Origin of the sequence: Bradyrhizobium sp. UNPA324, from assembly GCF_006658635.1 — a bacterium.
In the GTDB taxonomy this organism is placed as follows: domain Bacteria; phylum Pseudomonadota; class Alphaproteobacteria; order Rhizobiales; family Xanthobacteraceae; genus Bradyrhizobium; species Bradyrhizobium nanningense.
Genome location: NZ_LFJD01000004.1, coordinates 6,395,810 through 6,420,817 on the forward strand (window position 1 = coordinate 6,395,810; position 25,008 = coordinate 6,420,817).

30 protein-coding genes and 1 tRNA gene are annotated in these 25,008 nt (G+C 64.6%); 10 read left to right on the plus strand and 21 right to left on the minus strand.

Annotation, left to right across the window (positions count from 1 at the left end; all coding sequences use genetic code 11):
- Positions 1-6: 6 nt before the first annotated feature.
- The 4 genes from UNPA324_RS30680 to UNPA324_RS30695 all read left to right on the plus strand — a co-directional run bounded on the left by UNPA324_RS30680 (position 7) and on the right by UNPA324_RS30695 (position 3,670).
- Positions 7-576: a hypothetical protein gene (locus tag UNPA324_RS30680; RefSeq protein WP_141937660.1), complete on the plus strand. Its 570-nt coding sequence runs from the start codon at positions 7-9 to the stop codon at positions 574-576.
- Positions 557-2,161 carry an alpha-amylase family glycosyl hydrolase gene (locus UNPA324_RS30685; RefSeq protein WP_141937663.1) on the plus strand — a complete coding sequence of 535 codons (1,605 nt, stop codon included), beginning with the start codon at positions 557-559 and terminating at the stop codon, positions 2,159-2,161. Before UNPA324_RS30680 ends, UNPA324_RS30685 begins: the two co-directional genes overlap by 20 nt.
- A 157-nt stretch (positions 2,162-2,318) precedes the next feature.
- The gene (locus UNPA324_RS30690) at positions 2,319-2,498 is read left to right on the plus strand and encodes a CsbD family protein (RefSeq protein WP_128920504.1); all 180 of its coding nucleotides are present in this window, start codon (positions 2,319-2,321) and stop codon (positions 2,496-2,498) included.
- Complete coding sequence (locus UNPA324_RS30695; RefSeq protein WP_181769574.1) at positions 2,495-3,670, plus strand: DUF305 domain-containing protein; 1,176 nt, start codon at positions 2,495-2,497, stop codon at positions 3,668-3,670. The genes UNPA324_RS30690 and UNPA324_RS30695 overlap by 4 nt, the downstream gene beginning before the upstream one ends.
- A gap of 12 nt (positions 3,671-3,682) precedes the next feature.
- Here the strand turns inward: UNPA324_RS30695 and UNPA324_RS30700 are convergent, their stop codons facing one another.
- The 7 genes from UNPA324_RS30700 to UNPA324_RS30730 form a co-directional block, all read right to left on the minus strand.
- Entirely contained in the window at positions 3,683-4,291 is a 609-nt protein-coding gene (locus UNPA324_RS30700) for a cysteine hydrolase family protein (RefSeq protein WP_141937667.1), read from the minus strand.
- 124 nt (positions 4,292-4,415) lie between these two features.
- Positions 4,416-5,465 carry a LacI family DNA-binding transcriptional regulator gene (locus UNPA324_RS30705; protein ID WP_141937668.1) on the minus strand — a complete coding sequence of 350 codons (1,050 nt, stop codon included), beginning with the start codon at positions 5,463-5,465 and terminating at the stop codon, positions 4,416-4,418.
- Positions 5,462-6,106: a ThuA domain-containing protein gene (locus UNPA324_RS30710; RefSeq protein ID WP_128920500.1), complete on the minus strand. Its 645-nt coding sequence runs from the start codon at positions 6,104-6,106 to the stop codon at positions 5,462-5,464. The genes UNPA324_RS30705 and UNPA324_RS30710 overlap by 4 nt, the downstream gene beginning before the upstream one ends.
- A 9-nt stretch (positions 6,107-6,115) precedes the next feature.
- Positions 6,116-7,213 (minus strand): Gfo/Idh/MocA family protein, encoded by a 1,098-nt coding sequence (locus UNPA324_RS30715; protein WP_128920499.1) that lies wholly within the window; start codon positions 7,211-7,213, stop codon positions 6,116-6,118.
- Between the two features lie 22 nt (positions 7,214-7,235).
- Positions 7,236-8,084, minus strand: coding sequence for a carbohydrate ABC transporter permease (locus tag UNPA324_RS30720; RefSeq protein WP_128920498.1), 849 nt, complete (start codon positions 8,082-8,084; stop codon positions 7,236-7,238).
- Positions 8,077-9,018: a carbohydrate ABC transporter permease gene (locus UNPA324_RS30725; RefSeq protein WP_141937670.1), complete on the minus strand. Its 942-nt coding sequence runs from the start codon at positions 9,016-9,018 to the stop codon at positions 8,077-8,079. The genes UNPA324_RS30720 and UNPA324_RS30725 overlap by 8 nt, the downstream gene beginning before the upstream one ends.
- Position 9,019: 1 nt before the next feature.
- The gene (locus UNPA324_RS30730) at positions 9,020-10,279 is read right to left on the minus strand and encodes an extracellular solute-binding protein (RefSeq protein WP_141937672.1); all 1,260 of its coding nucleotides are present in this window, start codon (positions 10,277-10,279) and stop codon (positions 9,020-9,022) included.
- A 164-nt stretch (positions 10,280-10,443) separates the two neighbouring features.
- Between UNPA324_RS30730 and UNPA324_RS30735 the strand changes: the two genes are divergently transcribed.
- Entirely contained in the window at positions 10,444-11,202 is a 759-nt protein-coding gene (locus UNPA324_RS30735) for an SDR family NAD(P)-dependent oxidoreductase (protein ID WP_128920495.1), read from the plus strand.
- 283 nt (positions 11,203-11,485) lie between these two features.
- Here the strand turns inward: UNPA324_RS30735 and UNPA324_RS30740 are convergent, their stop codons facing one another.
- The 8 genes from UNPA324_RS30740 to UNPA324_RS30775 form a co-directional block, all read right to left on the minus strand.
- Positions 11,486-12,154, minus strand: coding sequence for an NrsF family protein (locus UNPA324_RS30740; protein WP_141937674.1), 669 nt, complete (start codon positions 12,152-12,154; stop codon positions 11,486-11,488).
- Positions 12,151-12,783: a sigma-70 family RNA polymerase sigma factor gene (locus UNPA324_RS30745; RefSeq protein ID WP_141937676.1), complete on the minus strand. Its 633-nt coding sequence runs from the start codon at positions 12,781-12,783 to the stop codon at positions 12,151-12,153. The genes UNPA324_RS30740 and UNPA324_RS30745 overlap by 4 nt, the downstream gene beginning before the upstream one ends.
- Positions 12,780-13,271, minus strand: coding sequence for a DoxX family protein (locus UNPA324_RS30750; RefSeq protein WP_246667250.1), 492 nt, complete (start codon positions 13,269-13,271; stop codon positions 12,780-12,782). The genes UNPA324_RS30745 and UNPA324_RS30750 overlap by 4 nt, the downstream gene beginning before the upstream one ends.
- Positions 13,272-13,285: 14 nt before the next feature.
- A complete protein-coding gene (locus UNPA324_RS30755) occupies positions 13,286-14,074 on the minus strand; it encodes an HvfC/BufC N-terminal domain-containing protein (protein WP_141939114.1) in 789 nt (262 codons plus the stop codon).
- Complete coding sequence (bufB, locus tag UNPA324_RS30760) at positions 14,058-14,945, minus strand: MNIO family bufferin maturase (protein WP_141937679.1); 888 nt, start codon at positions 14,943-14,945, stop codon at positions 14,058-14,060. The genes UNPA324_RS30755 and bufB overlap by 17 nt, the downstream gene beginning before the upstream one ends.
- A 49-nt stretch (positions 14,946-14,994) precedes the next feature.
- Positions 14,995-15,336, minus strand: coding sequence for a BufA1 family periplasmic bufferin-type metallophore (locus UNPA324_RS30765; RefSeq protein ID WP_141937680.1), 342 nt, complete (start codon positions 15,334-15,336; stop codon positions 14,995-14,997).
- Between the two features lie 140 nt (positions 15,337-15,476).
- Positions 15,477-16,067, minus strand: coding sequence for a TlpA disulfide reductase family protein (locus tag UNPA324_RS30770; RefSeq protein ID WP_181769575.1), 591 nt, complete (start codon positions 16,065-16,067; stop codon positions 15,477-15,479).
- Between the two features lie 20 nt (positions 16,068-16,087).
- Entirely contained in the window at positions 16,088-16,417 is a 330-nt protein-coding gene (locus tag UNPA324_RS30775; protein WP_141937684.1) for a hypothetical protein, read from the minus strand.
- A 311-nt stretch (positions 16,418-16,728) separates the two neighbouring features.
- On the opposite strand from UNPA324_RS30775, the gene UNPA324_RS30780 reads away from it, so the two are divergent.
- Positions 16,729-17,391: a hypothetical protein gene (locus UNPA324_RS30780; RefSeq protein WP_210246771.1), complete on the plus strand. Its 663-nt coding sequence runs from the start codon at positions 16,729-16,731 to the stop codon at positions 17,389-17,391.
- A 100-nt stretch (positions 17,392-17,491) separates the two neighbouring features.
- On the opposite strand, the gene UNPA324_RS35855 is transcribed toward UNPA324_RS30780, so the two are convergent.
- From UNPA324_RS35855 to UNPA324_RS30795, 3 genes are all read right to left on the minus strand, one after another.
- Positions 17,492-17,710 (minus strand): GDCCVxC domain-containing (seleno)protein, encoded by a 219-nt coding sequence (locus tag UNPA324_RS35855; RefSeq protein WP_141939120.1) that lies wholly within the window; start codon positions 17,708-17,710, stop codon positions 17,492-17,494.
- 390 nt (positions 17,711-18,100) lie between these two features.
- A tRNA-Leu gene (locus tag UNPA324_RS30790) sits at positions 18,101-18,185 on the minus strand.
- A gap of 216 nt (positions 18,186-18,401) precedes the next feature.
- Positions 18,402-18,644 carry a FliM/FliN family flagellar motor switch protein gene (locus tag UNPA324_RS30795; RefSeq protein WP_018647371.1) on the minus strand — a complete coding sequence of 81 codons (243 nt, stop codon included), beginning with the start codon at positions 18,642-18,644 and terminating at the stop codon, positions 18,402-18,404.
- 100 nt (positions 18,645-18,744) lie between these two features.
- Between UNPA324_RS30795 and lipB the strand changes: the two genes are divergently transcribed.
- Positions 18,745-19,506 (plus strand): lipoyl(octanoyl) transferase LipB, encoded by a 762-nt coding sequence (gene lipB / locus UNPA324_RS30800; protein WP_141937686.1) that lies wholly within the window; start codon positions 18,745-18,747, stop codon positions 19,504-19,506.
- Between the two features lie 200 nt (positions 19,507-19,706).
- A complete protein-coding gene (locus UNPA324_RS30805; protein ID WP_181769576.1) occupies positions 19,707-20,420 on the plus strand; it encodes a DNA helicase in 714 nt (237 codons plus the stop codon).
- Positions 20,421-20,464: 44 nt separating this feature from the next.
- Here the strand turns inward: UNPA324_RS30805 and UNPA324_RS30810 are convergent, their stop codons facing one another.
- Entirely contained in the window at positions 20,465-20,887 is a 423-nt protein-coding gene (locus UNPA324_RS30810) for a tautomerase family protein (RefSeq protein WP_128918094.1), read from the minus strand.
- Between the two features lie 112 nt (positions 20,888-20,999).
- Here UNPA324_RS30810 and UNPA324_RS30815 point away from each other — a divergent pair, with 112 nt between their 5' ends.
- Together UNPA324_RS30815 and UNPA324_RS30820 are read left to right on the plus strand one after the other, a co-directional pair.
- Positions 21,000-21,854, plus strand: coding sequence for a LysR substrate-binding domain-containing protein (locus UNPA324_RS30815; protein WP_141937688.1), 855 nt, complete (start codon positions 21,000-21,002; stop codon positions 21,852-21,854).
- 120 nt (positions 21,855-21,974) lie between these two features.
- Positions 21,975-23,495: a PAS domain-containing hybrid sensor histidine kinase/response regulator family protein gene (locus UNPA324_RS30820; protein WP_141937690.1), complete on the plus strand. Its 1,521-nt coding sequence runs from the start codon at positions 21,975-21,977 to the stop codon at positions 23,493-23,495.
- Positions 23,496-23,762: 267 nt separating this feature from the next.
- Here the strand turns inward: UNPA324_RS30820 and UNPA324_RS30825 are convergent, their stop codons facing one another.
- Both UNPA324_RS30825 and UNPA324_RS30830 read right to left on the minus strand, forming a co-directional pair.
- Positions 23,763-24,062, minus strand: a complete 300-nt coding sequence (locus tag UNPA324_RS30825; protein WP_128918091.1) for an acylphosphatase — start codon at positions 24,060-24,062, stop codon at positions 23,763-23,765.
- Positions 24,059-24,925, minus strand: a complete 867-nt coding sequence (locus UNPA324_RS30830) for an isocitrate lyase/PEP mutase family protein (RefSeq protein ID WP_141937692.1) — start codon at positions 24,923-24,925, stop codon at positions 24,059-24,061. The genes UNPA324_RS30825 and UNPA324_RS30830 overlap by 4 nt, the downstream gene beginning before the upstream one ends.
- Between the last annotated feature and the right edge of the window lie 83 nt (positions 24,926-25,008).

The window sequence follows — 25,008 nt, forward strand, 5'->3', positions numbered from 1 at the left end:
AAGCTCATGTTTCATTTCTCCAACATCGTGCGCACCAAGGGCGATCCGAAGATCGTCCAGGGCGGACCAAGCCTGAAGCAGCCGGCGGACCAGCTCGCCCGCGCGCTCGGCTGGTTCAGCATCGGCCTCGGCGTCGTCGAATTCCTCGCGCCGCGGCGCGTCACGGAAACGCTGGGCATGGAGGGCCACGAGACGATGGTGCGGGCCTTCGGCGCCCGCGAGATCCTGGCCGGCATCATGTCGCTGTCGGTCGAGAAGAACGCTGGCCTGTGGGCACGCGTCGGCGGCGACGGCCTCGATGCCGCCGCGCTGCTGTCGGGGCTGACGCCGGACAATCCCAAGAAGGGCAATATCGCGCTGGCGCTGCTGATGGTCGGTGGCATTGCCATGCTCGACTACCGTGCCGCACAGGACACCAAGCCGCGACGCCCGCCGCGCGATGCACGGCGTAAGCTCTATCCGAACCGCAGCGGTTTCCCCAAGGGCATCGAGAGCGTCCGGACTGCGGCCAGGCAGATCGCGGCTCACGCCGGACAAAACGAGGTGAAGCGAGGTGATGAGCGTCGAGTCCCCTGACGAAGCCAAGTGGTGGGAATCCGCCGTCATCTACGAGATCGCACTGATCTCCTTCCAGGACTCCAACGGCGACGGCAAGGGCGACCTTGCTGGGCTGATGTCGCGGATCGATTACCTGAAATGGCTCGGCGTCGACGCGGTGTGGCTGACGCCGATCTACAAGAGCCCGTTCCGCGACCTCGGCTATGACATCTCCGACTATTGCTCGGTGGATCCTGCGTTCGGCAGCCTGGAGGAGTTCGACCGCCTGCTCGAGGCGCTGCACGCCGCAGGCATCCGGCTGATCCTCGACCTCGTCCCCAATCACACCGCCAATGATCACGCCTGGTTCGTCGAGAGCTCAAGCTCGCGCAACAGTGCCAAGGCCGATTGGTACATCTGGGCCGATCCTGCCGAGAATGGCGGGCCGCCCAACAACTGGCTGAGCCGGTTCGGCGGCAGCGGCTGGGAATGGTGCGAGGCGCGGCGGCAATATTATTATCATTCTTTCCTGGTCGAGCAGCCCGACCTCAACTGGCGCAATCCGCAGCTGCGCGCCGCGATCGCCGACGTCATGCGCTTCTGGCTCGACCGCGGCGTCGACGGCTTTCGCGTCGACGCCAGCGCGGTGCTCATCAAGGACGCGCTGATGCGCGACAATCCGCCTAACCCGCAGGCCAAGGGCAAGCCGCCGCCGCAGCGGCAGACGCCCGTGTTCAACGACGACCGGCCGGAGACGATGGATTGCATCGAGTTCATTCGCGAGGTGATCGACACTTATCCGGGGCGCATGGTGTGCGGCGAAGTCCAGGGCAAGACCGACCGCATCGGCCACTTCTACGGCAACGACAAGCCGCGCCTGCATCTGCCGCTCAATTTCGCTTTGCTTGACTCGCAATGGGATGCATTGTCGCTGCAGGCAACGATCGATTCCTATTTCAACGCCATCCCGGAAAAGGCCTGGCCGGTCTGGGTGGTCGGGGGCCACGACAAGCAGCGGATCGCCAGCAAGATCGGCGAAGCCCAGATGCGCGTGCTGGCGATGCTGCTGATGACGCTGCAAGGGACACCGTTCTTCTTCATGGGCGACGAGATCGGCCGCAAGCGCGTTCCGATTCCGTCCGAGCGCGTCCGCGATCCCTTCGAAAAGCTCGTGCCCGGCTTCGACCTGTGCCGCGATCCCGAGCGCGCGCCGATGCGCTGGGACGACAGTCCGGAGGGCGGCTTCACCAATGGCAAACCATGGCTGCCGCTGGAGCGTCCTGATGGTGCGGCCAACGTCGCCGGGCAGCAGCGCGACGAGCGTTCGATCCTGGCACTGTTTCGCGCGCTGATGGCGCTGCGGCGCGAGCATGGGTGCCTGCGCCGGGGCGGTTACGAGCCGCTGCGTTCGCTGCAGGACGTCCTCGCCTACAAACGGACCGATGACGGCGACGGATTGCTGATCGCGCTCAACATCGCTGCCGAGCCGCGGAAATACCACTGGCAGGGCCGCGGCCGCCTGCTGATGTCCACGCATCTGGATCGCCCGCCCGAGCCATTGCCGGACGCATCCATCCTGCTCCGCGGCAATGAAGGCGTGATCATCGCAATCGAGGCGCGGTGACGGCAGGAACCATCGGCGCATCAGTGCGTCTGATCAACGCCTCCTGCCCCCCCGGCCGGAGGCGGACTGCGCGAAACCGCGGCCCCGGCGCTCGCCCCCCCTTCAGGCGCCGGGGCTGGCGGCATGAAGCTTGGAGGCAGGCCAAGGGAGGCAGCTCATGAGCAAGACGAACGGTCTTCGGCAACGCATCGTCGGCAAGACCAGGCAGGCCGTCGGCGAGATCATCGGCGACCAGGATCTCCACGATGACGGCAAGGCGCAAGCCGAGCGCGGCCGTGACGAACAGGACAAGCCGAGCGAGCTCAATCCACTGAAGAAGCTCAAGCAGCTGACGTGAACGCCGAGCCGCGACCAACGGTCTCCGATACAGCGCGGCACGCTGGCGGAGGCGCGTTGCGGTTCACCGGGCGAGCGCGACGTTCGCGTTGGATCGCCGCCGCCGAGCTCGGCTTGATCAGCAGCACGTTCTCGACCCTCGTCAGCCAGCTCTTCGCCGCCCGCATCGGCCGCGATGCCGCGGTCGACTGGATGACGGTGGCCGCTATTCCCGCGCGCGACTGGGCGCTCAGCGCAGAGCCATCGTGGAGCGCGATCCTCGCCGGCATCGGCTTTCATCAATGGGCGGATTTCTCCTGGGCGCTGGTGTTCTTCGGCGTGCTCGGGCGCTGGACCGCGGACTTAGCGCCGCGAACGATCCTGCTGCTCGCGCTGCCGTGGGCGGCGTTCACCTCGAGCATGGAATGGTTCGTGCTGGTGCCACTGTTTCCGTTCTGGCAACCGCTGTTCACGTTGCAGCAGCCCTACTGGATCGGGCTGCTGGTCCATGGCTCCTCGGCCGTGATGTATCCCCTGTTCGCCCGGCTGCGCTGGAGGCGCGGCCATGCGCGGCTGCGCGATATTCGTTTCACCAATGTCTGGGCCACCGGCGCGGTGGCCGCGATGGTGCTGCTCGGCGCGATAGCCCTGTTCGGCAGCCACGGCTACGAGCCGCCGTGGATGGGCCGCGACAGGGATGCGGACCAGACCTATATCAGGCACATGACCGCGCATCACGCCCAGGGCATCGAGCTGGCGCGGATCGCCGCCGAACAGGCCCAGGACCCGCATCTGCGCAAGCTCGCGATGCTGATGGTCGCGAGCCAGGCCGGCGAAATCAGGATCTTCGAAAACTGGTGGCTGAGCTGGTTCGACACGGAGATGCCCGACTGCAGCACGGAAGAACGTGCTGCCATGCCGGGCTACTTGACGCCGGCCGAGATGCGAGGGGTCAAGGCGGCGCCGCCCGACCAGTTCGACGCGGTCTTCGCCGAGGCGATGACCAAGCATCATTCCGGCGCGGTCCGGATGGCCGATCAGATATGGCAGAGCCGCGGCGATCTGCGCCTGCGCATCATGGCGCATGCCATTCGCCACGGCCAGCAGGGCGAGATCGCGCTCATGCACGGCGTCGACGGCGTTACGGCCGTCGCCACGGCCTTCCGCAACATGTTCGGCGACAACGTCAATTGAGCTGATAGCACCCTACTCGCGCCAGAACTCCGCCAGCTCCTCGGCGGTCACGAGGTCGACCTGACCGTGAAAGCGGGTGCGGTACATCGTCATGAGCGCGTCGTGCCCGACGTCGGACGAGCTGCACAGCGCATCCTCGACGATGACGACCCTGAAGCCGAGATCGACGGCGCTGAGCACCGTCGAGAGCACGCAGACGTCGGTCTCGGCGCCCGAAATCACGACCGTGCCGACCTTCTTTTCGATCAGCAGGCCCGCGAGGCCGGGATTGCTGAAGGCGGAATAGGCCGGCTTGTCGATCACGGCCGCCGGCGGAACGAAGCGGCTCAGGACCGGCACGAGGTCGAGAGCGGACGGCGGAAGATGCTTCCGCGTCGCCTGGTGCCAGCGACGAAAATAGTGCTGCCACTGTCCGGGACGATCTTCCGGATCTTCCGGCGTGACGAAGCGCGTGAAGATCGTTCTGATCTGGAAGCGCAAAACGATCGAGGCGATCGTTGGCAGGACGCGCTCCATCCAGGGTGTCGCCCAGAGACCACCGGGCGCGAAGATGTTCTGCATGTCGATGCAGAGGTGAACGGCGTCCCTGATCTCGGCGACGTCCGAGGCGCTGTTTCTCATTGTCCTCCACCGGCAAACGCATGGCCGCGGCCCGTCCGCAGCGGGCTTACCGACTGCAAATGCGATTCCGGCGGCAATCGTTCCGCATTCATGCGGCCGGTGATCCGGCAGGATGATGCGTCGCTTACGGCAGATTGTCGCGCAGAAAAATGTCGATGCGGATGCGCTCCTGATCGGGGCTGATCGGCTCACCCGAGCAATGCGCGAGCAGGACCCGCGCCGCAGACCGCGCCTCGTGGCCAGGATCCTGGTTGATGATGGCATCGAGCGTGCCGCGCACCAGGAAACGCCGTGTGTACTGGGTGAGCTCGTGGGTGATCCAGACCACCTCGCGCGCGCGGTCAGAGGCCTCCAGCGCATCGGCAATGCCGCGATTTCCGGCGCCGCAGCAATAGATGCCGCGGAGATCGGCATGGCGCGCGAGCAACGCGGCGGTGAGCTCCCGCGTGCGTGCACTGTCGTCGCGGCCCTCGATGACCGGGAGCGCGACCAGGTTCGGATATTCGCTGGACAGGATCTGGTGGAAGCCGAACTGCCGCTCGGTATGATCGCGCAGCGACAACGATCCGGCGATCACGGCGACCGTCCCCTCGCACCCGGCCAGGAAACGTCCCATCAGCGTCGCGGCAGTCCGCCCCGCGGCCGGGTTGTCGATACCGACGTAATGCAGGCGGCGCGAGCTCGGCGCGTCCGACACGAGAGTCACCACGGCGACCCCGCGCGCGGTGAGTTCGTCGATCGCGGCGCGCACCCTGGGATGGTCCAGCGCAATGACGGCGACGCCCTGATAGGCCGGCGACAGGTTTTCGAGCGCGCCTGCCAGCACATCCGGATCGAACACGTCGACATGGAGGATATCGATGAAGCCGCGCTGGCCGGCGAGCCAGTCCGCGGTGCGCTGGACCTGCTCGGTCAAATTGGTCATGAAGCTGTTGCTGCCGGTCGGCAGCACGAAGGCGAAGCGAAAACTCTGTCCGCGCGCCAGCCGGGCGGCCGCCACGTCGGCACGGTAGCCGAGCTTGGCGACGGCGGCCTCGACACGCGCAACGGTCTTGGCACGGACGCCCTCGCGCCGGTTGACGACGCGATCGACGGTCGCAAGCGAAACGCCCGCCGCACGCGCGACATCCTCGAGCGTGGCGCGAACTGCCGGCTGCATCGCGCCAGCCGTCATTCGCGCGCCGCCCACAGCATGCCGCGCGTCATCAACGTCCGGATCTCGGGCACGTCGAGCTCGTAGGCGCGGTGGCCGAGCGAGGAATAGAACACCCTGCCCGCGCCGTAACGCTTCTTCCAGACCACCGGCATCACTACGCCGTCGATCCAGGGCGCGTGCTCGCCCGTGAAGGTGGTCGTCGCCAAGACCTCGTTGGCGGGGTCAACATGCATGTAGTACTGCTCGGAACGATGCTCGAAACTCTTCAGGCCCTTCATGATGGGGTCATCCGGCTTCGTCAAGTCGACCTTGTAATCGATGATGTTGCCGGGATGCGCCACCCACTGCCCGCCGCACAGGAACTGGTAGTCGACCGACTCGCGGAACGCATCGCACATGCCGCCATGATGGCCGGCGAGTCCGACGCCGCTGCGCACCGCCGCGCAGAGATTGAGCGCGTCCGCCTTCTCGATCTTCGACATGGTGTAGATCGGGATGATCAACGACAGATCATGGATCGCCGGATCGCCGAATGCTTCCGTCGTCGTCTCGATCCGGACCTCAAAACCTTCCGCCCTGAGCCAGCCGCGGATCATCGAGGCACACAGATCCGGATCGTGTCCCGGCCAGCCGCCCCACACAATCATTGCCTTGCGCATGTTCTGTCCTCAGTCGATTTGTCCGGTTTCACGTCCGGCCGGCAGCATCGCCGGCCGCTCGATGCGGCTCTCGATCTTGACGCGTCGGCCGTCGTCGGCGGAAGTCTGGAACGCCTCCATCACCTCCAGCACGTGGAAGGCGAGCGCGCCGCTGGCGCGGTGCGGCCGGTCGTTCAGGATCGCGGAGGCCATGTCGGCGACGCCGATGGAACGAAACTCGCCTTCGACATGACCGTGCGTCAACGGCACCGTCTCAAATTCACCGCCGGTCTTGGCGACCTGCACCTCGCCGCCGAAGCGGTTCGGGTCCGGTACCAACATGCTGCCCTTGTCGCCATAGATCTCGATCGGCGCATGCCGGTGCTTCGGCACGTCGAAGCTCATCGCGATCGAGACCACCGCCCCGCTCTCGAATTCGAGCGTGCCTGCAACATGGGTCGCCACCTCGACCGGAATCAGCGCGCCGTTCATCGGCTGGCTGGTGACCAGACGCTCCGATTTCGGGCGCGCGGTCGAGCCCATCACGCTGGCGACCGGACCGAGCAATTGCACGAGATCGGTGATGTAATACGGGCCCATGTCGAGCATCGGCCCGCCGCCGCGCAAGTAATAGAAGCCGGGCGCCGGATGCCAGCGCTCGTGGCCGGGACAGCCGAAGAAGGCGCTTCCGGCGACAGGGGTGCCGATCGCGCCGTCGTCGATCAGCTTGCGCGCAGTCTGGTGCCCGCCGCCGAGGAACGTGTCGGGTGCGCTGCCGACGCGAAGCCCTTTCTGCGCGGCGAGATCCATCACCTTGCGGGCTTCCGCGACGTTGATGCCGAGCGGCTTCTCGGAGTGAACGTGCTTGCCGGCGTTTAGCACCGCGAGGCTGACGTCGGTGTGGGCGAGCGGAACGGTGAGATTGATGACGATCTCGACGTCATCGCGTTTGAGCAGCTGGTCGACCCGCATCGCCGGCAGCCCGAAGGCGGCGCCCTGCCGCTCCGCCACATCGCTGCGCATGTCGGCCAAAGCTCTCACCTCCATGAACGGGAAGCGCTGCGCTGCCTTGAGGTAGGCGGTGCTGATCACACCGCAGCCGATGATTCCGACGCCGATTTTTCTCATTGCGTTCTCCGTGAAGTCCTGCTCATCCCTTGACCGCGCCTGCGGTGAGGCCGGCGACGATATGCTTCTGTGCCAGCAGGAACAGAATGATCGTCGGCAGGATAGTCAGCGTGATGAAGGCCAGGATCAGGTGCCACTCGGACGAATACTCCCCCTGGTAGATCATGATGCCGAGCGGCCAGGGATAGAGCGCATCGGTGTTGAGCATCACGAGCGGCAGCAGATAGGCGTTCCAGCTGTTGACGAAGGTGATGGTGCCGACGGTCGCCAGGATCGGTCGCGACAACGGCAGTGTCACGTAGCGGAAGAACTTGATGTAGCTACAGCCGTCGACCAGCGCGGCCTCAAGCAGCTCATAGGGAATGTCCTTGAAGAAGCGTCGCAGCAGCAGCACGCTCATGGCAAGGCTGAAAGCGACCTGCGGCAGCGCGACGCCGAAATAAGTATCGAGCAATCCGAGATCGCGCACCTTGATGAACAGCGGCAGCACGGCGGTCGCTGCCGGAAACAGCAGGCCCAGCGTCAGGTAGCTCAGCAGCATCGAGCTACCGAAGAACCTGACGTGGGCGAAGGTGAATGCCGCCATCGAGGCGACGATCAAGGTCAACGTCACCGTGAGCGTCGAGATGATCAGCGAGTTGCGCAGGAGCTGCCAGTAACGGGCCGAGAACAGGATGTCGGCATAATTCTGCCATTCCCAATGCGTGGGCCAGCCGAACGGATTGACACGCAATTCACCGAGCGACTTGAAGCCGCCGAGCAGGGTCGCGAGCAGCGGCACAAGCACGAAGACGGCGACGACGGCGAGGAACACCGTCTTGAACAGCACGGCGGGATCGAACGGCGCGCGGGTGGTCTCGGCCCTACTCATCGCGCATGAACCATCGCTTGTACGTGAAGGCAAAGGTCACGCAGATCACGAACAGGATGACGCCGATGGCGCTGCCATAGCCGACCCGCATGCGGGAAATGCCGTTGTTGTAGAGGAAGCTCACCATCGTGTTCGACGAATCGGCCGGCCCTCCGCGCGTCAGGGGCATGACGAGATCGAAGAGCTGCAGCGAGCCAATGATGGCGAAGAACACGGACAGACGGATCGTTGGATAGAGCAAGGGGATCACGACGTGACGCAACGCCTGCGTCCGCGTCGCACCGTCGATCCGCGCCGCCTCGACCAGGCTCTTGTCGAGGCTCTGGAGCGCCGCGATGAACAGCATCATGTGGAAGCCAAAGTACTTCCAGACGATCACGATCAGCACCGCCAGCATCGCCGTGTCGGTCGAGGCGAGAAGATGGGGCGGCTCGGCGCCGAAACTGCGCCAGATCGAGGCGACCAGGCCGTAGTCGCCGTCATAGACGAAGGAGAAGATCAGCCCGGTCGCGATCTCCGCGAGGATGTAGGGCATGAAGAACAGCATGCGCAGCACCACAGCCCCACGAAAGCGCTCGGCGAGCATCAGGGCCAGCGTCAGCGCGAGCGGCAGCTGGATTGCGAGCGAGACCGCGATGATCAGGCCGTTGTTGCGCAGTGCGAGCCAGAAGGCGCGCGTCTCCAGCACGAAACGGTAATTGTCGAGTCCGATCCAGTTGGTCGGCCTGCCGAACCCGTTCCAGTTGAAGGCCGAGTACCAGGCGGCCTCGCCGATCGGCAGCACCACGAACAAGGTGAACAACAGCAGCGCCGGCGGCAGGAACAGGATCAGAACAGTGAAGCGGTCGTCCCAGCGCGGGCCGCGAAGCGCGGCCCGCGGGGCCGTCTCGCCGGCAACGCTCATCGCCGACGCGATCGCGATCCGCCGCGCCACCTCAATTGCCCTGCTTCCACGCCGCCTCGATCGCTTTCGCCGCGTCCTGCGGGCTCATGCTGCCGCCGGCGATCTCCGCGGTGACGTCGTTGACGACGCGGCCGACCGAGGGGCCGAGGCTCTGGTCATAGAAGTTCTGGTGATAGTTCGACTTCGCGAGATTGGCCGCGATCAGCTTCATGAAGGAATTGTTGAGACCGGCGTCCGCGCCCTGCACCACCGGGATGATGAAATTGCCCGCCGCAAGCCGGGTCTGCACGTCCTTCGATACGAAGTACTTCAGGAAATCGACCGCCTCCTTCGGCGAGCCCTTGGTGATCAGCCAGCCGGTGATACCGCCGAGCGTATCCGTCGGTGCACCCTTGCCGCCTGATACGATCGGAAAATCGAACCAGCAGATCTTGTCCTCGCTCAATCCGACCTTGTCGGCGGCGAGCGCGCGCTGCAAGTGGTAGACGGTCGAGATCGCGAGTGTCATCGCTGCCTTGCCGTCGCCGAAATAGCCGACGGCCTGCGGGTTCTTGAAGCCGAGGAAACCGTTCTGGAACGGCTGGAGATCGACGAGCTGCTTGAACAGCTCGCCGGATCTTTGGAAAGTCTCGCCGGCAAAGCCACCGTTCTCGCCCTTCAGCGCCACCTCGAAGGCCGGCTTGCCGCCGAGGCGCACCGCAAGATGGGTCCAATAGAAGTGCAGCGGCCACTTGTCGGCGCCGCCGACCACGATCGGCGTGACGCCCGCCGCTTTCAGCGTCTTCACCGCGGCAAGCAGATCGTCCCAGGTCTTGATCGCGGCAGGATCGACCTTCGCCTTGGCCATCAGTTCCTTGTTGCAGAGGAAGCCGACCTGCGACAGCGCGGTCGGCAGGCCATAGACGCGGCCATTGCTGGTGAAGGCGGCGAGCGCCGCCGGCGTGAGGCTGTCGCTGTAACCCTTCACGGAATCGGTGATGTCGTCGAGGACGCCAGCCTCGATCTGCGTCTTCAGGACGCCGCCGGCCCAACTGTAGATGATGTTCGGCCGGTCCTTGGATTGCAGGATGGTCGGCAACTTGGCCTTGTAGGCCTCGTTTTCGAGAAATTGCATCTCGACCTTCACGCCCGGATGCGACGCCTCGTAGGCGCGCGCAACCTCCTCCCAGATCTTCACCTGGGCCGGATTGGCCTCAATGTGCAGCCATTTCACGGTTGTGTCGGCTGCGGCAGAGTTGGCCCAAAGCAGGCAGGCGGCAGCGGCGAGTCCCAGTTTCCCGAGCAGTCTCATCACATCCTCCCGGCCGATCTTATTCTTGAACCGCAATCCTGCCTTCAATATTTGAGGTACGCAACTGAAATTCTGACCTATGCACCTCATGGACCGACTGGCTAATGTCTCGACAAGAATCGGGACGGCCCACCGTGCCGCCCGCAAGAGACTGAGAGGTGCCCATGGCCGCCATCTATTCCGACCTCGCCGGCAAGGTCGTGCTCGTCACCGGAGGTGCGGCAGGAATTGGCGCCGCGATCGTGCGGCGCTTCGCGGAGCAGAAATCCAAAATCGTGTTCTTCGACATCAAAGTCGAGGAGGGCCAGCGCCTCGCGCGCGAGCTGTCCGATCAGGGACTGTCCGCGCATTTCCAACACGTCGATCTCACCGACATCCCCGCGCTGCGCGCCGGAGTCGTGGAGGCACGCAAGGCGCACGGCGCGATCAACATCCTGATCAACAACGCCGCGCATGACGAACGGCACAACACCGAGGAGATGACGCCTGAGTATTGGGACGATCGCATCGCGGTGAATCTGAAGCACCAGTTCTTTGCGGCGCAAGCCGTTCTGCCGGACATGAAGGCGGCAAATGCCGGCGCCATCATTAATTTCGGCTCGGTATCATGGATCGCCGGACAAGGCGGCATGGCCGCCTACACCGCCAGCAAGTCGGGCGTCATCGGTCTCACGCGCTCTTTGGCGCGCGACTACGGTCCCTACAATATCCGCGTAAACGCGATCGCACCGGGCTGGATCATGACCGAGCGGCAGCTCGAGAAATGGATGACGCCGGCGGGCGAGATCGAGCTGCAGCAGCGGCAGTGCCTGAAGCGCCGGCTGATGCCGGACGAGGTCGCGAAGTTCACCCTCTTCCTCGCCTCGGAGGAAGCTTCCGCCTGCACCGCCCAGCACTACATCGTGGATGGCGGCTGGGTGTAAGATGCCGAGGATGGCGGACGCATCCGGGCGCAGCCCGGTCGCCGCTTGCACTGCAAAACCATTTGCGCCGCAACATTCAAAAATGAGACTGCCCGTCAAACCGGACGAGGCGCCCGCGGAGGCACCCCGCCGCGGTAGCGCTCGGGAATGGTGTCGGGTGCGCCACTTAAGAGAAAAGTCGGGCCGCGGCACTCGGCAAAGGTTACACAACGCGCGTTTCGTGCCTCGAAAGTGTCTTTCGAGGAGGATGCCCGAACTGCCATCCGATCGGGCGATCTGCTGGCTAGTTTCTGATGTCGGAGCGCGGGCCCATCCATTCGAGCATGCGACGGCCGAACAGGCTGCCGAGGCCGACAAACATGGCCGCCGTTCCGACGTTGAACATGATGATCATCAAAGTCGCGTCGCCGGCGTGAAAGAGCGAGAGAGCTGTTGCGGTGATCGCCGCGACCGATAGGCTGCCCATGAACGTCACGGACGTCGGTCGCAGCGGCGCCGCGTACCGCAGCATTACCAGCATGGCGAGCGACAACGGCAGGCTCGTCAGAACCAAGGTTGCAAGACAACGGATCGTCTCGCCGAGACTGACCCCGTTCGGTCCCATCGATATCCACTGCGCGAGGCACTGGTAGCCGATGTTCGACAACCAGATCGCCACGGTCGGCGCAGGCAGGATCAGCCACAGTCGCGAGCGGTCGGGAAGACTGACGAGGAAAGCCGCGATGGCCGCAAGCACGCCCGTCAAAGCGGCCCCGGCCATCCCGCCGGCGAAAGCCGGATCGTGCAGCCGCTGCGCCAGGTCCGGACGGATGCCCTGACTGACCGCGAGAAGCGCCACGACCAGGGCTGCGAGCAGTAGCCAGCAGGCCGCCCGCGTCACCGGCGGCCGAAGCCGCCGCACCGGCTTCATGTTCGCGGCGAGGGATTCGATGAGATCGGGGGTGGCTATCATGGCTCGCTCCGATCGCCCAGGATCTTCCGCAGGCTCTTCACCGCGCGATGCATGTTGATCTTGAGCGAGGCGATCGACATCCCGCTCGCCGTGGAGGCTTCCTTCAGAGACATCTCGTTGAGCCTGAGCAAACGTACCGCCTTGCGTTGCATGGGAGGAAGCTTGTCAATCGCCTTTTCGAGTTCGTGTCTGTCGGGTGTCTCTTCCAGGTTCGATTGGGGCTCGGCAAAGGTTTCATGTTCGGGCATCAAAGGCGTTTCCCGGTTCCGCCTGCGCCCTTGCCGTCGGAGCCGGTCGATGAACCGCCGGTTCGCGATCGTCACGAGCCACGGGCCGAATGGCCTGGTCGGATCGAATGTATGCCGGATCGCGTGGACGGTCAGCAGGATGTCCTGCACCGCGTCCTCGACGTCGCTCGGGTCGCGATGCCGGCGCGCCGCCAGCGAACGCAGGTAGGGCGTGATTTCCCGAAGGAGGCGCTGATAGGCCGACCTGTCGCCGTCCTGGGCATGGGCCATCAGGATCGCCCAGTCGGTGTCGCGCCTCGTGGGCTCGGGGACGGCAGGCGCGGCGTCGCCTTCGCTGCCGACGAGCCTGAGCTGAGGAGGGCCGCCGGATCGTCCGGTCATGGACGGCCTCCGCCAGGGACTCGGCGCCGACAGAGCGAGGCGGCGAGATGGTCGAGCGAAAGCCTGCCGGGACCGAGCGCCATGAGGGCGATGGCAAGCGCTGCCCACGGCAGATGGAAGTTGGCCCACCCCTCCGGCACGACGAGCTGGATCACGCCCGTCATGATTAGGAGCGCGAGCGCGCTGAAGCGCGTTGCGAATCCCACGATCAGCAGTACCGGCAGTACGATCTCCGCGATGCCGTCGAAGTACGCGAACACGGCGGGAAAGGGAAGATCGTACGCGTGTCCGAAGATGTGCAGCTTGAACTCGCCTTCGAAGAGGTACGACGCCGCCGGCGACAGGGACAGGAAGCCGTCCCACTTCGTCAATCCCGATTTGAAGAACGGCAGCGCCAGAGCGATGCGAAGCACCGGCGGCGCTACGACGAGGGCGACCTGCGCGAGACGCTCCAGGAGGTCCCGCACGACATCTTCGGCGGTCGACATGGTCGGGAAAGATCTCATGTCCCTAGCGGCTCCTGCGCGAACCCGAAACCGACCACCATGCCCGCCAGGATCAGATCCGACAAATTCGCCGAAAGATCAAAAGTCGGGTCGGCGGCATTGGCTTCCTCGAAAGCGGCAAGCACCGGCCTTCCGGATGCGAGCGCGTGGATGAACTCCGGACTGCCGTTCGGAATCGATCGAACCTCCACGTCGACCTCCGGCCGGACGACGATCGCGTTTTCGCCGCCGGCCGCCAAATCGACCGGACCTGGAATGCCGCCGTCGACGTTCATCTGCCAGATCGTCAGCGCCGGAAACCGCGAACGTACGATCCGGACCGATGGATGCAGCTCCAGGGTAATAGCCGGAATCCGGTCCGGTGCGATTTCCACAAACGCCGACAGACCGATCGGCGAGGCCTCGGCCGCGTGGTAGGCCTCCGTCCACGCCCGCTCGATGCGCGCCACGTCGGCCAGATAAGGCAACACCGAAGCAGGTTCGAACTGGCCGATGAAGTCCGGGAAGCCCGCGCCATAGTCGAAGAGCATCGGCGACCGGGGCAAATCACCGACGACGTAGGCGCGGGCCAAGGCGAGGAAGAATTCCGATCCGACGATGCCGTGCACCGCGGGATAGGCATCCTTCAGTGTCTGGGTCAGGCCGACGATCACGTTGTTGCGGTAAACGGCGAAGCGCCGCGAACTCGGCTTCCCGTCGGGGCCGACCAGGCCCGCCGGTGTCGGAAGCGCGGGATCGAGCAGCGCGGCCGCGAAAGACCGTTGCAGTTCAGCAAGCGGCTGCATCACGTGGCATCTCCGGACGGTTGGCGGCCATGATCGCTTCGGCACGTTCGGCTTCGCCTGCGAGCGTCGGCCAAGGCGGCACTTCGGCATCCCACTCGATCAGGGTGGGAACCGGACCGATGAGTCGGATCGCGAGTTCGTAGAGGTACCAGACGGCATCCTCGACCGGGCGATCATGAGTATCGATGAGAAGCGGCCTGCCGATCTCGTCGGCCTGCCGGTGGTTTCCGGCGAGATGGATCTCCTTTACGCTTGCGAGCGGATAGCCTTCGATATAGGCGACTGGATCCCACTGCTGGTTGGTCGACGCGACGAAGACGTTGTTAACGTCGAGCAGCAGGCCGCAGCCCGAACGCCGGGCGACTTCGGCGATGAAGTCGGTCTCAGCGTAGGTGCTCTCGACGAACGCGACGTAGGTCGACGGATTCTCGAGGAGCATCTCGCAGCCGAGCGCCGTCTGGACCTGGTCGATATGCTCGACGACGCGCTGGAGCGTCCCGGACGTGTACGGTACGGGAAGCAGGTCATTCAGGAAACCGGCGTCATGCGTCGACCACGCCAGATGCTCGGAGAACAGGCCAGGTGTGTAGCGTCGCCTGAGCTGTCCCAACCGCTTGATGTGGTCTTCGTCCAGGGGCCTGTCCGCGCCGATCGATAATCCGACCCCGTGAAGGGACAACGGATAGCGCTCCCTGACGGCCGACAGATAGCGGTGCGGTGGACCTCCCGCCCCCATATAGTTCTCCGCATGTACTTCGAAGAAACCGACGTCGGGCGCCGTATCGATGATTGTGCGGTAATGCTCGGCCTTGAGGCCGACGCCGGCGCGCGCCGGTATACGGTCTTCTGGCGACGACGAAAGAAAGCGCATGGCGATCTCGAGGATGGAGGGCGGGCCCGCGTGGCCCGCCCCGGTTTCATCAGGCCTTCGGGGTGAGGCTTCCGGCGCCCTTCGGCGTGTTCATGGTCGTACAGGTCCCCTTGGGCTCGAGCTTGAACGCGTTGCCCTGATAATCCACGGTGCTCGTCCCCGCGCAGGTCGTACCGGCTCCGGCGTAGCAGTCGTTCTGGCCCTTGAGGGCCACGCCGAAGCACTTCTCCATCTTGCCGCCCTGCATCGCCTTCATGGTCTGGGCCTGCTTCTCCTTCATCATCTTTTCCATGTCGGCCTTGCCCTGCGCGGTGGCCGACGTGGCTGCGAGCGTTCCGACAGCGACGGCAAATGCGCCGGCAACCATTGCATTGAGCGTGCGATTGGACATTTCGAGTTCCTCCGGGTTCGGAGCGACTTTGCGAGGTGCATGGTCGCTGTCCGACGGGTTGCTTTTCCCGTCCGTACCGATGTTCGCTGCGTGACTGGTAAAGGTTACATGGCTCGTGTGCCCTACGGCCCTTCGCCGGGTTACATTCTGTCGAGATAGGCGATGAGGTCGCCCGCGGCCGTGGACCACCAATCCGCATCGCCCTGCATGTACCCGACGACTGCGCCGGAGCCCGAGATGGCGTAGGTGATCGGCATGCCATAGAGCGCAAACGGCGCCTTCTTGGCGTTCTCGGCGTCGGAGTACGCCGCGTATCCGTTCGGGTCCAGGAAGATCGGAAGCGCCTTCAAGTCGAGCGACTTGACGAAACGCGCGACCGCTTCGCGCGGACCGCGGTCTTCCGAGACGGCGACGACATGCACCCTGCCCCGCCAGGCGTCCCGATATAGCCTGTCCAGAGCGGGTAACTCGAAGCGGCACGCCGCGCACCACGACGCCCAAAAGTTCACGAGTATCGGCTTGCCGCGTAGGATCGACAGATCGATCGTGCCGCCTTCCAGACGAAACAGCCGCAGCGGGGGCAACTCCTGCGGCGGACGGAGAATGGTGAACTGGTAGCGTCCGGATGCGAACCCGGGAACGTCATCTTCAGCCGCGGTCGCCTCGCGCGGCGCGAATTCGGCCGCCATGCCGACCAGCGCGCGCAGCAGAATGGCGCGACGTGAGGGCATCCACGCTGTCGCTTCCTTCTTCAAGCCGTCTCCAGCACCGACAGCGCCGGCGACGATTGAGGGACTGCCGGCCGGAACGCGATGAAGAAGAATAGCGGATTGGGCAGCCAGTACAGCCATCCGATCGACGGTTCTCGCGTCCCGTCTGGAAGACGCAGGTCGAGCCAAACGTACAAAAACTTGTAGATGCAGAGCCCGGGAACCCAGTTCGGCTTCAGTCGCGAGGTTCTCAGGTATTTGCGGGCGATGTAGTAGTTGCCCTCGAAGGGCATGATCCCGAAGAGGCCAATCGGTCCTTCCGCGATGACTTCGCCGCTCGCTCGATGCGTGATCCGGACGTGGCGCGACATGCTTCGACTTCCCATGCAGTACCCGCGGATCAGTTCGCTGCATCTCCAAAAAGGTTACAGGTCGCCGCGCAGTGTGACCATCTCGCCTCTTCGTTCCAGGTCAGCTCCGGCCCCGTCTTGGGCATCGTTCGCGCTCGAGCCGCCGGACACATCGAGGGAATTTTAGGGCATCCGTACCCAGGGGACCGGAGCGGTGATTTCTGGCCGCGGGACGTAACCTCGGGGCGGATCGCAGCGAACTAGACGTGAGGCCTCCCGCCCGCGGCGCCTTAGGCGGCACCGGCTATCACCTCGAAAGGCAACGATTCCACATGAAGAAATCGCTCGAACGACGTCTGATCCTCTCGGCCGCGACGGCCGGACTGCTCCTCGCTTCGGTCGGAAGCAGCTTCGCGGCCCAGCCTCTGAAACTGGAATTCGTCACTCACGCTGCCTTCTTCTCGGCGGAAACCAAGCAGCCGAAAACGCTCGACCCTCAGGTCTTCGTCGAGGACGCCTCAGCAACGGAGGCGACCGGCCCGCAAGGCATCAAGCACGTCGCCGGAGTGCGGCCACCGTTCATCGACCAAGACGCCAGGACGTTGAAGCTGTTCAACGCCGAGCACCAGCCGCTGGGCTTCGATCTCCGGTCGTGGCTGTCCGCTACCGGCACCGTCACGATCTCGGAGAAGGACGGCAAGGTGACGCTCGATGCGACGTTCAAGAATCTGCAGCCGAACGCGAGCTACAGTCTCTTCGAGAATCACTTCGACACCGCGCCGATCACGTTCACGCCTATCGACGGCGCCGGAAAGGCGAACAGCTTCACCGCAAAGACCGACGGCACCGCCAGCGTCACCGTGACTCTGCCCGGCATGCCGACTCACGCCAACGCCGTGCTCGTCATCTACAACAGCGGCGGCCAGCCGCACGGAATGGAACGCGGCCGCATCGGAGTTGACGCCCATCACCAGATCATCGCGCGGCCTGAGTGATCCTGAGGCGCTCTTGGGGTTTCCGGTCGCGGCTCCCACACTCGGCGCCGACGCTGTTGACCCAATCACGAACAGATTGCTCCGAAGCGTTAGCTGCGCCCTAGGTGCTGCGGCACGAAACATTCCCCGAATGCTCGGCTTGCATCGGCGGGCATGGCACGGAGCCGTAGGAGCAGAACACGCAGCAATCACCCTCCTTCGGCCGGAGTTTTGCGCCGCAGCCTGCGCACACGTAGAAGAACTGGCAAGCGTCGGTCGGCATCGTTTCCGACTTCGAGGTGCCGCAATGCGGGCAGGTGATAATCGATTCAAGGATCATTGCGTTCAACTCCTTTCAACTCTTGGGCTGCGAAGGATACCCGGCATTGGTGGTGGCCGTCGTGAGTGCCGCCACATCGGCCCTCCGGTGTTGGATATCCTCGATATCCAGCGCTCCAAGTAGTTCAGATAAGCGCGATCCCGCCGAAAATGTGAACCTGCCGATTTCTGCGCTGAGCGACGCTAGCGCCCTGTCGCGAGCAAATAGTGGTTTTGCACCGCATATGGTTGGTTCAAATCAAGATGCTCGACCGAAAAGGGAAAGCGCCGAACCAAGACGCGAAAGTCGAGTGCGGAGCCCTCGCGGAATGAAGTTCTAACGTTCGGTGTGGGTAACAATGTGGGAACAAGTCTCAACGAATCATTTTTCGTATCAATGACTTATGCCGCCTGGTGCGCTCGGAGGGACTCGAACCCCCACGATTTTACTCACTGCCACCTCAAGGCAGCGCGTCTACCAGTTCCGCCACGAGCGCTTTGGGGATACCGGCCTGAGGCTTGAAGGCCGGCCGGATCAACGGCGCCGATCTAACAAATCCATCAGAGGGGTACAAGCCTGCAAAGGCCCTGAATCCCACAAGCTTTGCACGAAAGTTCGGGCCCCTCCCCGAATTGGCCCTGCCCCCGGTGCCCAGGCCCTACGGGTGCCCGGGCCCTACGGGTGCCCGGGCCGCTACCGCGTGCCCAGGCCGCTATCGCGTGCCCGGTGAGCGCGGCAGCATCTGCTTGACCTCGACCGCGATTCGGTTGCGGTCCACCAGCACGACGCCGGAGGCGACCGGCAGATTGTTGGCCAACACCTTCACCTCGTCGGCTTCGGTCGCGTCCAGCTCGATGATGGCGCCGCGGGAAAGACGCAATACCTGATGGATCGGCATGGTGGTCGTCCCGAGGACGACCATGAGATCCACGGTGACTTTATCGAGGGTGGGCACTGTCAGGACCGCCGCAACTTGGGACTTGGGACTTGATTTGGGACTTGACCAAAGGACTTGGTATTTGCCCCCGAGATGATCACCACGTTATGGTTAGGCAATGGTTAATTCGCCGCAAAACCCTCGCCAAGATCCGCGCCAAGACCCGCGTCAGGAGCTCGATTTGACGCCGTTTTCCGCCGCAGGCGGCGAGCCGGTCGAGTGGCGGATCTCGGACGCGCCGGTGCCCTATCCGGAGGCGGTGGCCGCGATGGAAGCCCGGGTTGCCGCCATCGCGGCGGGCGAGGCGCCGGAGCTGGTCTGGCTGCTGGAGCACCCTGCGCTCTACACCTCCGGCACCTCGGGCAAGGCCACCGACCTGCTCGATCCCCGATTCCCGATTTTCGCCACGGGACGCGGCGGCCAGCTCACCTATCACGGGCCTGGCCAGCGCGTCGCCTATGTCATGCTCGACCTTAAGCGCCGCCGGCCGGACGTGCGGGCCTACGTCGCCAGCCTGGAGGAGCTGATCCTGCGCACGCTCGCCGCCTTCAACGTCCGCGGCGTGCGGCGCGAAGACCGGGTCGGCGTCTGGGTCAAGCGGCCCGACAAGGGGCCCGAACACGAAGACAAGATCGCGGCGATCGGCGTGCGATTGAAGCGCTGGGTCTCGTTCCACGGCATCGCGATCAATGTCGAGCCGGAGCTATCGCATTTCGCCGGCATCGTGCCGTGCGGCGTCACTGACGCCCGCTACGGCGTCACCTCGCTGGTCGACCTCGGCCAGCTCGTCGCCATGGCTGACGTCGATATCGCGCTACGCCAGGCGTTCGAACAGCTGTTCGGACCGACCCGCGCGCTGCTGCCGGAAACGGCCGCCTGACGCTTTCCTGTTGGAGACGCAATGCCTGCGTTCTCCTCTCCCGCGGAATCGGCTATGTCTAGGTCCGGCGCCGCCCACGCCTCCCCCCTCCGCCGGGAAAGCAGACCTCATGCAGGGCGATGAGATCATCGGACCGACTGTTTCGAGCGCCAGGCATAAGGAGGGATTGCGTTTTCTGCTCGCAATGGGAGGTTTTGACGATGAGACTTTCTGCGCCGATCTATCATCTGAAGCGACGAGCGAAGCGCCTGTCCCGCGAGGAAGGCGTTCCACTGCACGACGCGCTTGACCGCATCGCCAGGACGGAAGGGTTTTCCGCCTGGAGCATGCTCGCAGCGAAAGCCGCCGCGTTGACGCCCGCGAACCGGCTGTTCCCGCAATTCATGCCAGGCGACATGGTGCTGGTCGGCGCCCGGCCGGGTCAGGGCAAGACGCTGATGAGCCTCGAACTTGCCGTGGAGGCCATGAGGTCAGGCCATCGGGCCGCGTTCTTCTCGCTCGAATATACCGAGAAAGACGTGCGGGACCGCCTGCAGGCGATCGGCGTCGAGCCCGCGCAATTCGATGAACTCTTCGAGGTCGATTGCTCCGACGCCATCAGTGCCGATTACGTCGTCAAGCAAATGGCCGCGGCGCCCCGCGGCACATTCGTGGTGATCGACTATCTGCAGTTGCTCGACCAAAGGCGCGAAAACCCCGACCTCAATGTTCAGGTGCGCACGCTGAAATCGTTCGCATGCGATCAGGGGCTGATCGTGGTCTTCATCTCGCAGATCGACAGATCCTATGATCCCTCGGTCAAGCCCTGCCCCGATCTCAGCGATATCAGGCTGCCGAATCCGCTCGACCTGAAGCTGTTCGACAAGACGTGCTTCCTGAACAATTCCGAAGTCCAGTTCCGCGCCGCGAGCTGACCGATCAGGCCGCGGGTGAGATGGCTCACCCGCGGCTTGCGGTCTTACGCCGCCTGCAGGGACACCTCGAGCTTGCCGGCGATGTAGCGGCGCTCCTGGGTCAGGCCGCCAAAGCCGTAGGCGTCGCCCTTGACCTCGTCGACATGCAGATAGGTCTCGGGATGCAGCGGTCCAAGAATTTCGGCCATGCGCTTGAACATCGCGGCGAGATAGGCCGCCTTTTCGTCCTTGGTGTTGGTGCCTTCGCTGACGTGGATGTCGAGCCAGTAGCTTGCAAGCTTCTGCTCGGCCAGCGACTTGCCGCCAGCGAACCAGTCATCGGCATCCACCGACTTGACGATGATGGCGGTCACCCTGGGATCCTTGTGCAATATCTCAGCGGTAAGCTCGGATACGGCATTCGCGATGTCGGCCTTCAGCGACGGCGACTGGCGGGAGGTGGTGTAGGACACGGTGATCAGGGGCATTTTGGCTCTCCTCGAGATGCTGCGCCGGTCAGCGCGGCGTTGGTGAGAAGCTAGACCTGTCGCCGTCATTTTGATATCTTATCTATATTGATAGCAGTGATAACAAACCACAATGACACCGACGCTCGACATCGCCACCGTCCAGGCCTTCCTGCTGGTCGCCGACCTCCGGAGCTTTACGCGCACCGCCGAAGCGCTCGGCACCACGCAGGCGGCGGTCAGTCTCAAGCTGCAGCGGCTGGAGACATTGCTGGGAAAACGTCTCGTCGAGCGCTCGCCGCGCGCGGTCCGGCTCACTGCCGACGGCGCCGGCTTCCTCGAACGCGCCCGTGTGCTGATCGCGGCGCATGATCGCGCGCTGTCGGGCGAGGCACCGGCCGCGCAGTCGCTCTCGCTCGGTATCTCCGATCATGCGGCGGGCCCTGAGCTCGTGCCGCTGCTGGAACGCCTGCACGCCATGTCCTTGAACCTCACCCTCGCCGTCACCATCGGCTTCTCGCGCGAGATGCAGGATGCTTACGACGCAGGCGAGCTCGATGCGGTGGTCGTGCGCCAAGAAGGCAGCCGCCGCGGCGGCGAGAAGCTGATTGAGGACGCGTTCGGCTGGTTCGCCGCACGACGCTTCACCCTGCCGAAAGGCGAGCCGCTGCCGCTCGCCACGCTCGCCCCGCCCTGCGGTGTCCGCGCCATCGCCGTGCGCGCCCTCGACAAGGCAGGCATTGCCTGGCGCGAGCGCTTTGTCGGCGGCGGTGTCACGGCGGTGGTCGCAGCGACGCTCGCCGGACTTGCGATTGCGCCGCTGGCGCGACGGATCGCGCCGCCCGGATTGGTCGACATCGGGCTTGCGCACAAGCTGCCCAAACTCGGCAGCTCGAAGGTGATGCTGCATTCGAAGGTCAGCGATCCCGCGAAGCTTGCAGCGCTGCGTGCGGTGGCGGCGACGTTCCGGAGCGTGGCGGCAGCCTGACGATATGGGCGCTTTAGCGGCCCTATCTGCACGCGTACGGGACACCTGCCTAAAAATGTCCCACCCCAGGGAACCATCCGGCCGCCTGCGGCGTTTGTTCCCGTCGAGGCGGGGTCCGGAATGGTCGAAAAGTTCAGTCAACAGAGAGACTTGTTCGAGAGCGAACGCAGTTTCCGGCTGTTGGTTGAGGGAGTCGCCGACTACGCCCTCTACATGCTGGATCCCAAAGGGATCATCACCAGCTGGAACATCGGCGGCGAGAGGATCAAGGGTTATTCGCCTCAGGAGATCCTCGGCCAGCATTTTTCCCGGTTCTACACTGAGACCGACCGCGCCAACGGCAAGCCGGCGCGTGCGCTCGGCATCGCCCGGGAAAAGGGCCGCTATGAGGAGGAAGGCTGGCGCGTCCGTAAGGACGGCACGTTCTTCTGGGCCAGCGTCGTGATCGATCCGATCTACGAGGACGGCGAGCTGGTCGGATTCGCCAAGATCACGCGCGACATCACCGAACGCCGCAATGCGCAGGTCAAGCTCGAGGCGATGCACAAGCAGCTCGCCGAGTCCCAGAAGTTCGACGCGCTCGGGCAGCTCACCGGAGGGGTTGCGCACGACTTCAACAACCTCCTGATGATCATCAGCGGCAGCCTCCATATGCTGAAGCGAGGCGCCGACGACCCGGCTAAGCTTCAGCGCGCGATCTCGGCCATCGAGACCGCCACCAAGCGCGGCGCGGCGTTGACCAACCAGCTCCTCACCTTCGCGCGGCGGCAGAGCGTCAATCCGCAGGCGATCGACTTCGCCGAGCGCATCGCGGCGATCCGCGAGGTGCTCGATGCCGGTGTCGGCAGCTCTGTGCGCCTGGGCCTCGACATCGGCCGCGACCTCTGGCCGATCAAGACCGACGTCTCCGAGCTCGAGACCGCGCTGCTCAACCTCGTGATCAATGCCCGCGACGCCATGCCCGATGGCGGCGCGGTGACGATCAGCGCGCGCAATGCCGTGCTGGACGAGGCATCGCTTACCGGCGATTTCGTCGCGATCGACGTCACCGACACTGGGCTCGGCATCCCCTCCGACGTGCTCGACAAGATCTTCGAGCCATTCTTCACGACCAAGCCGATCGGAAAGGGCACGGGCCTCGGCCTATCCCAGGTGCACGGCTTCGCGCACCAGGCCGGCGGCACCGTGAAGGTCGCAAGCGAGCTCGGCAAGGGCACGACGTTCACCATCCTCCTGCCGCGCGGAGAAGACGCGCCATCGCATGACACGACGGGCGAGCCGGGCTTCAAGGGCAGCGGCACGGTCTTGCTGGTGGAGGACAATCCGGACGTCGCCCTCGTCAGCATTGGCCTGCTGGAGCAGCTCGGCTACCAGGTGCGCCGGGTTGCGGACGCCGAAGCTGCCTTGCGCGAGATCGAGACCGACGGCGTCGACTTCGTGTTCTCGGACATCGTCATGCCCGGCAAGATGGACGGCCTCACCCTCGCCTATCATCTCCGCGAGATTCGCCCCGGCCTGCCGATCCTGCTCGCCACCGGCTACAGCGAGGTCGCCGCCGACGTGCGTGGCGATTTCCCGATTCTGCGCAAGCCGTATGAGATCCACGAGCTCAGCGAGGCCATCGCCAAGCTGCCAAGGTGAGGTCTTTCCTTCGCCTCTCCCGCGTGCGGCAGGGCAATTGCATATGGAGCGATCTCGCCTGTGGCCATCATTCGAGACGCCGCGGTTGGCGGGCCCCCAGGATGAGGATCTTGTTCGCGGCACTCGCTTCAACGAGCACCAATGCTACTTAACCTCATCCTGAGGAGACCGCGAAGCGGTCGTCTCGAAGGACGAGGCGTGCGCTCAGATGCCGCAAAGCGCCATATACGATAGCCTGCCGCAAGCGGGGCGAGAGAGTCGATACACCTACACCGTCGGCAACACCGAAAACGCCTCCCCTGCCCGGCGCAAATTCAGCTCATCCGCACCGGCCGTCTCACTCGTCACACTGTCGACGCGCGAGGATGGCGGGCCGTGGCGGCACAGCGCAACCATGTCGGCGACGTGCTTCGGCGTGCCGGCGAACAGCGCTTCCACGCTGCCGTCGCGGCGGTTGCGGACCCAGCCTTCGAGGCCGCTCGCCGTCGCCTGATACTCGACCCAGGCCCGATAGCCGACGCCCTGCACGCGCCCGCGGATCATCACCTGGAGAATCGCCCGGCTCATTTTTTCAATCCGAGGACGTCGGCGCTGCGCGCCTTGACATCGGCCTCGCGCATGATGCGGGCCGTCAGCTCCGAGGATGCGAGCCCTCTGAGGCCTTTGGGCGACGTACCTTCGCTGAGCGCCTTCAGGGTCTCGTACACGGCCTGTGTCGCGGCGGCGATCGGTGCATGGCCCTGGAGCGCGATGCGTACGCGCTGACCTGCGAGGTAATCGAGCGCGTTCAAGTCCTCGGGCGCGCCGCCGAGCACGATCGGCAGGCGCGTCGCAGCGCGTACCGCCTCGAGTTCGGCACGCGACTTGATGCCGGTGAAGAACAGCGCGTCGACACCGGCGGATTCATAAGACTTGGCGCGGCGGATCGCGTCCTCGATCGAGGTGATCGAAGCCGCTCCGGTGCGGCCCATGATGACCAGCGAAGCATCATTGCGGCCGGCGAGCGCGGCTTTCATCTTGCCGACGCCTTCCTCGAGCGAGATCAACTGCGTCTTCGCTTCGCCAAAGGCCGCCGGCAGCAGCGTGTCCTCGATGGTGAGGCCGGCGGCGCCCGCCGCCTCCAGCTCCTGCACCGTCCGCCTGACATTGAGTGCGTTGCCATAGCCGTGATCGGCATCGACCAGCACGGGCAGCGCGGAGGCGCGCGACATCCGCCGCATCTGCTCGGCAAGCTCGGTGAGCGTGATCAGCGTGACGTCGGGGTCGCCGAGCACCGCGAGCGAGGCGACCGAACCGCCGAACATGCCGAGCGGAAAGCCGAGATCCTCGGCGATGCGGATCGAGATGGCGTCGTAGACCGAGCCGGGATGGACGCAAGCTGCGCCCGACAGAACGGAGCGAAGTTTCTCGCGGCGGGAACGAAAGGCCATGGTGCCTCACTCTCAATTCCTCATCCTGAGGAGCGCGCTCTTGCGCGCGTCTCGAAGGATGCAGGCCCGGCTGGTGGCCTCGC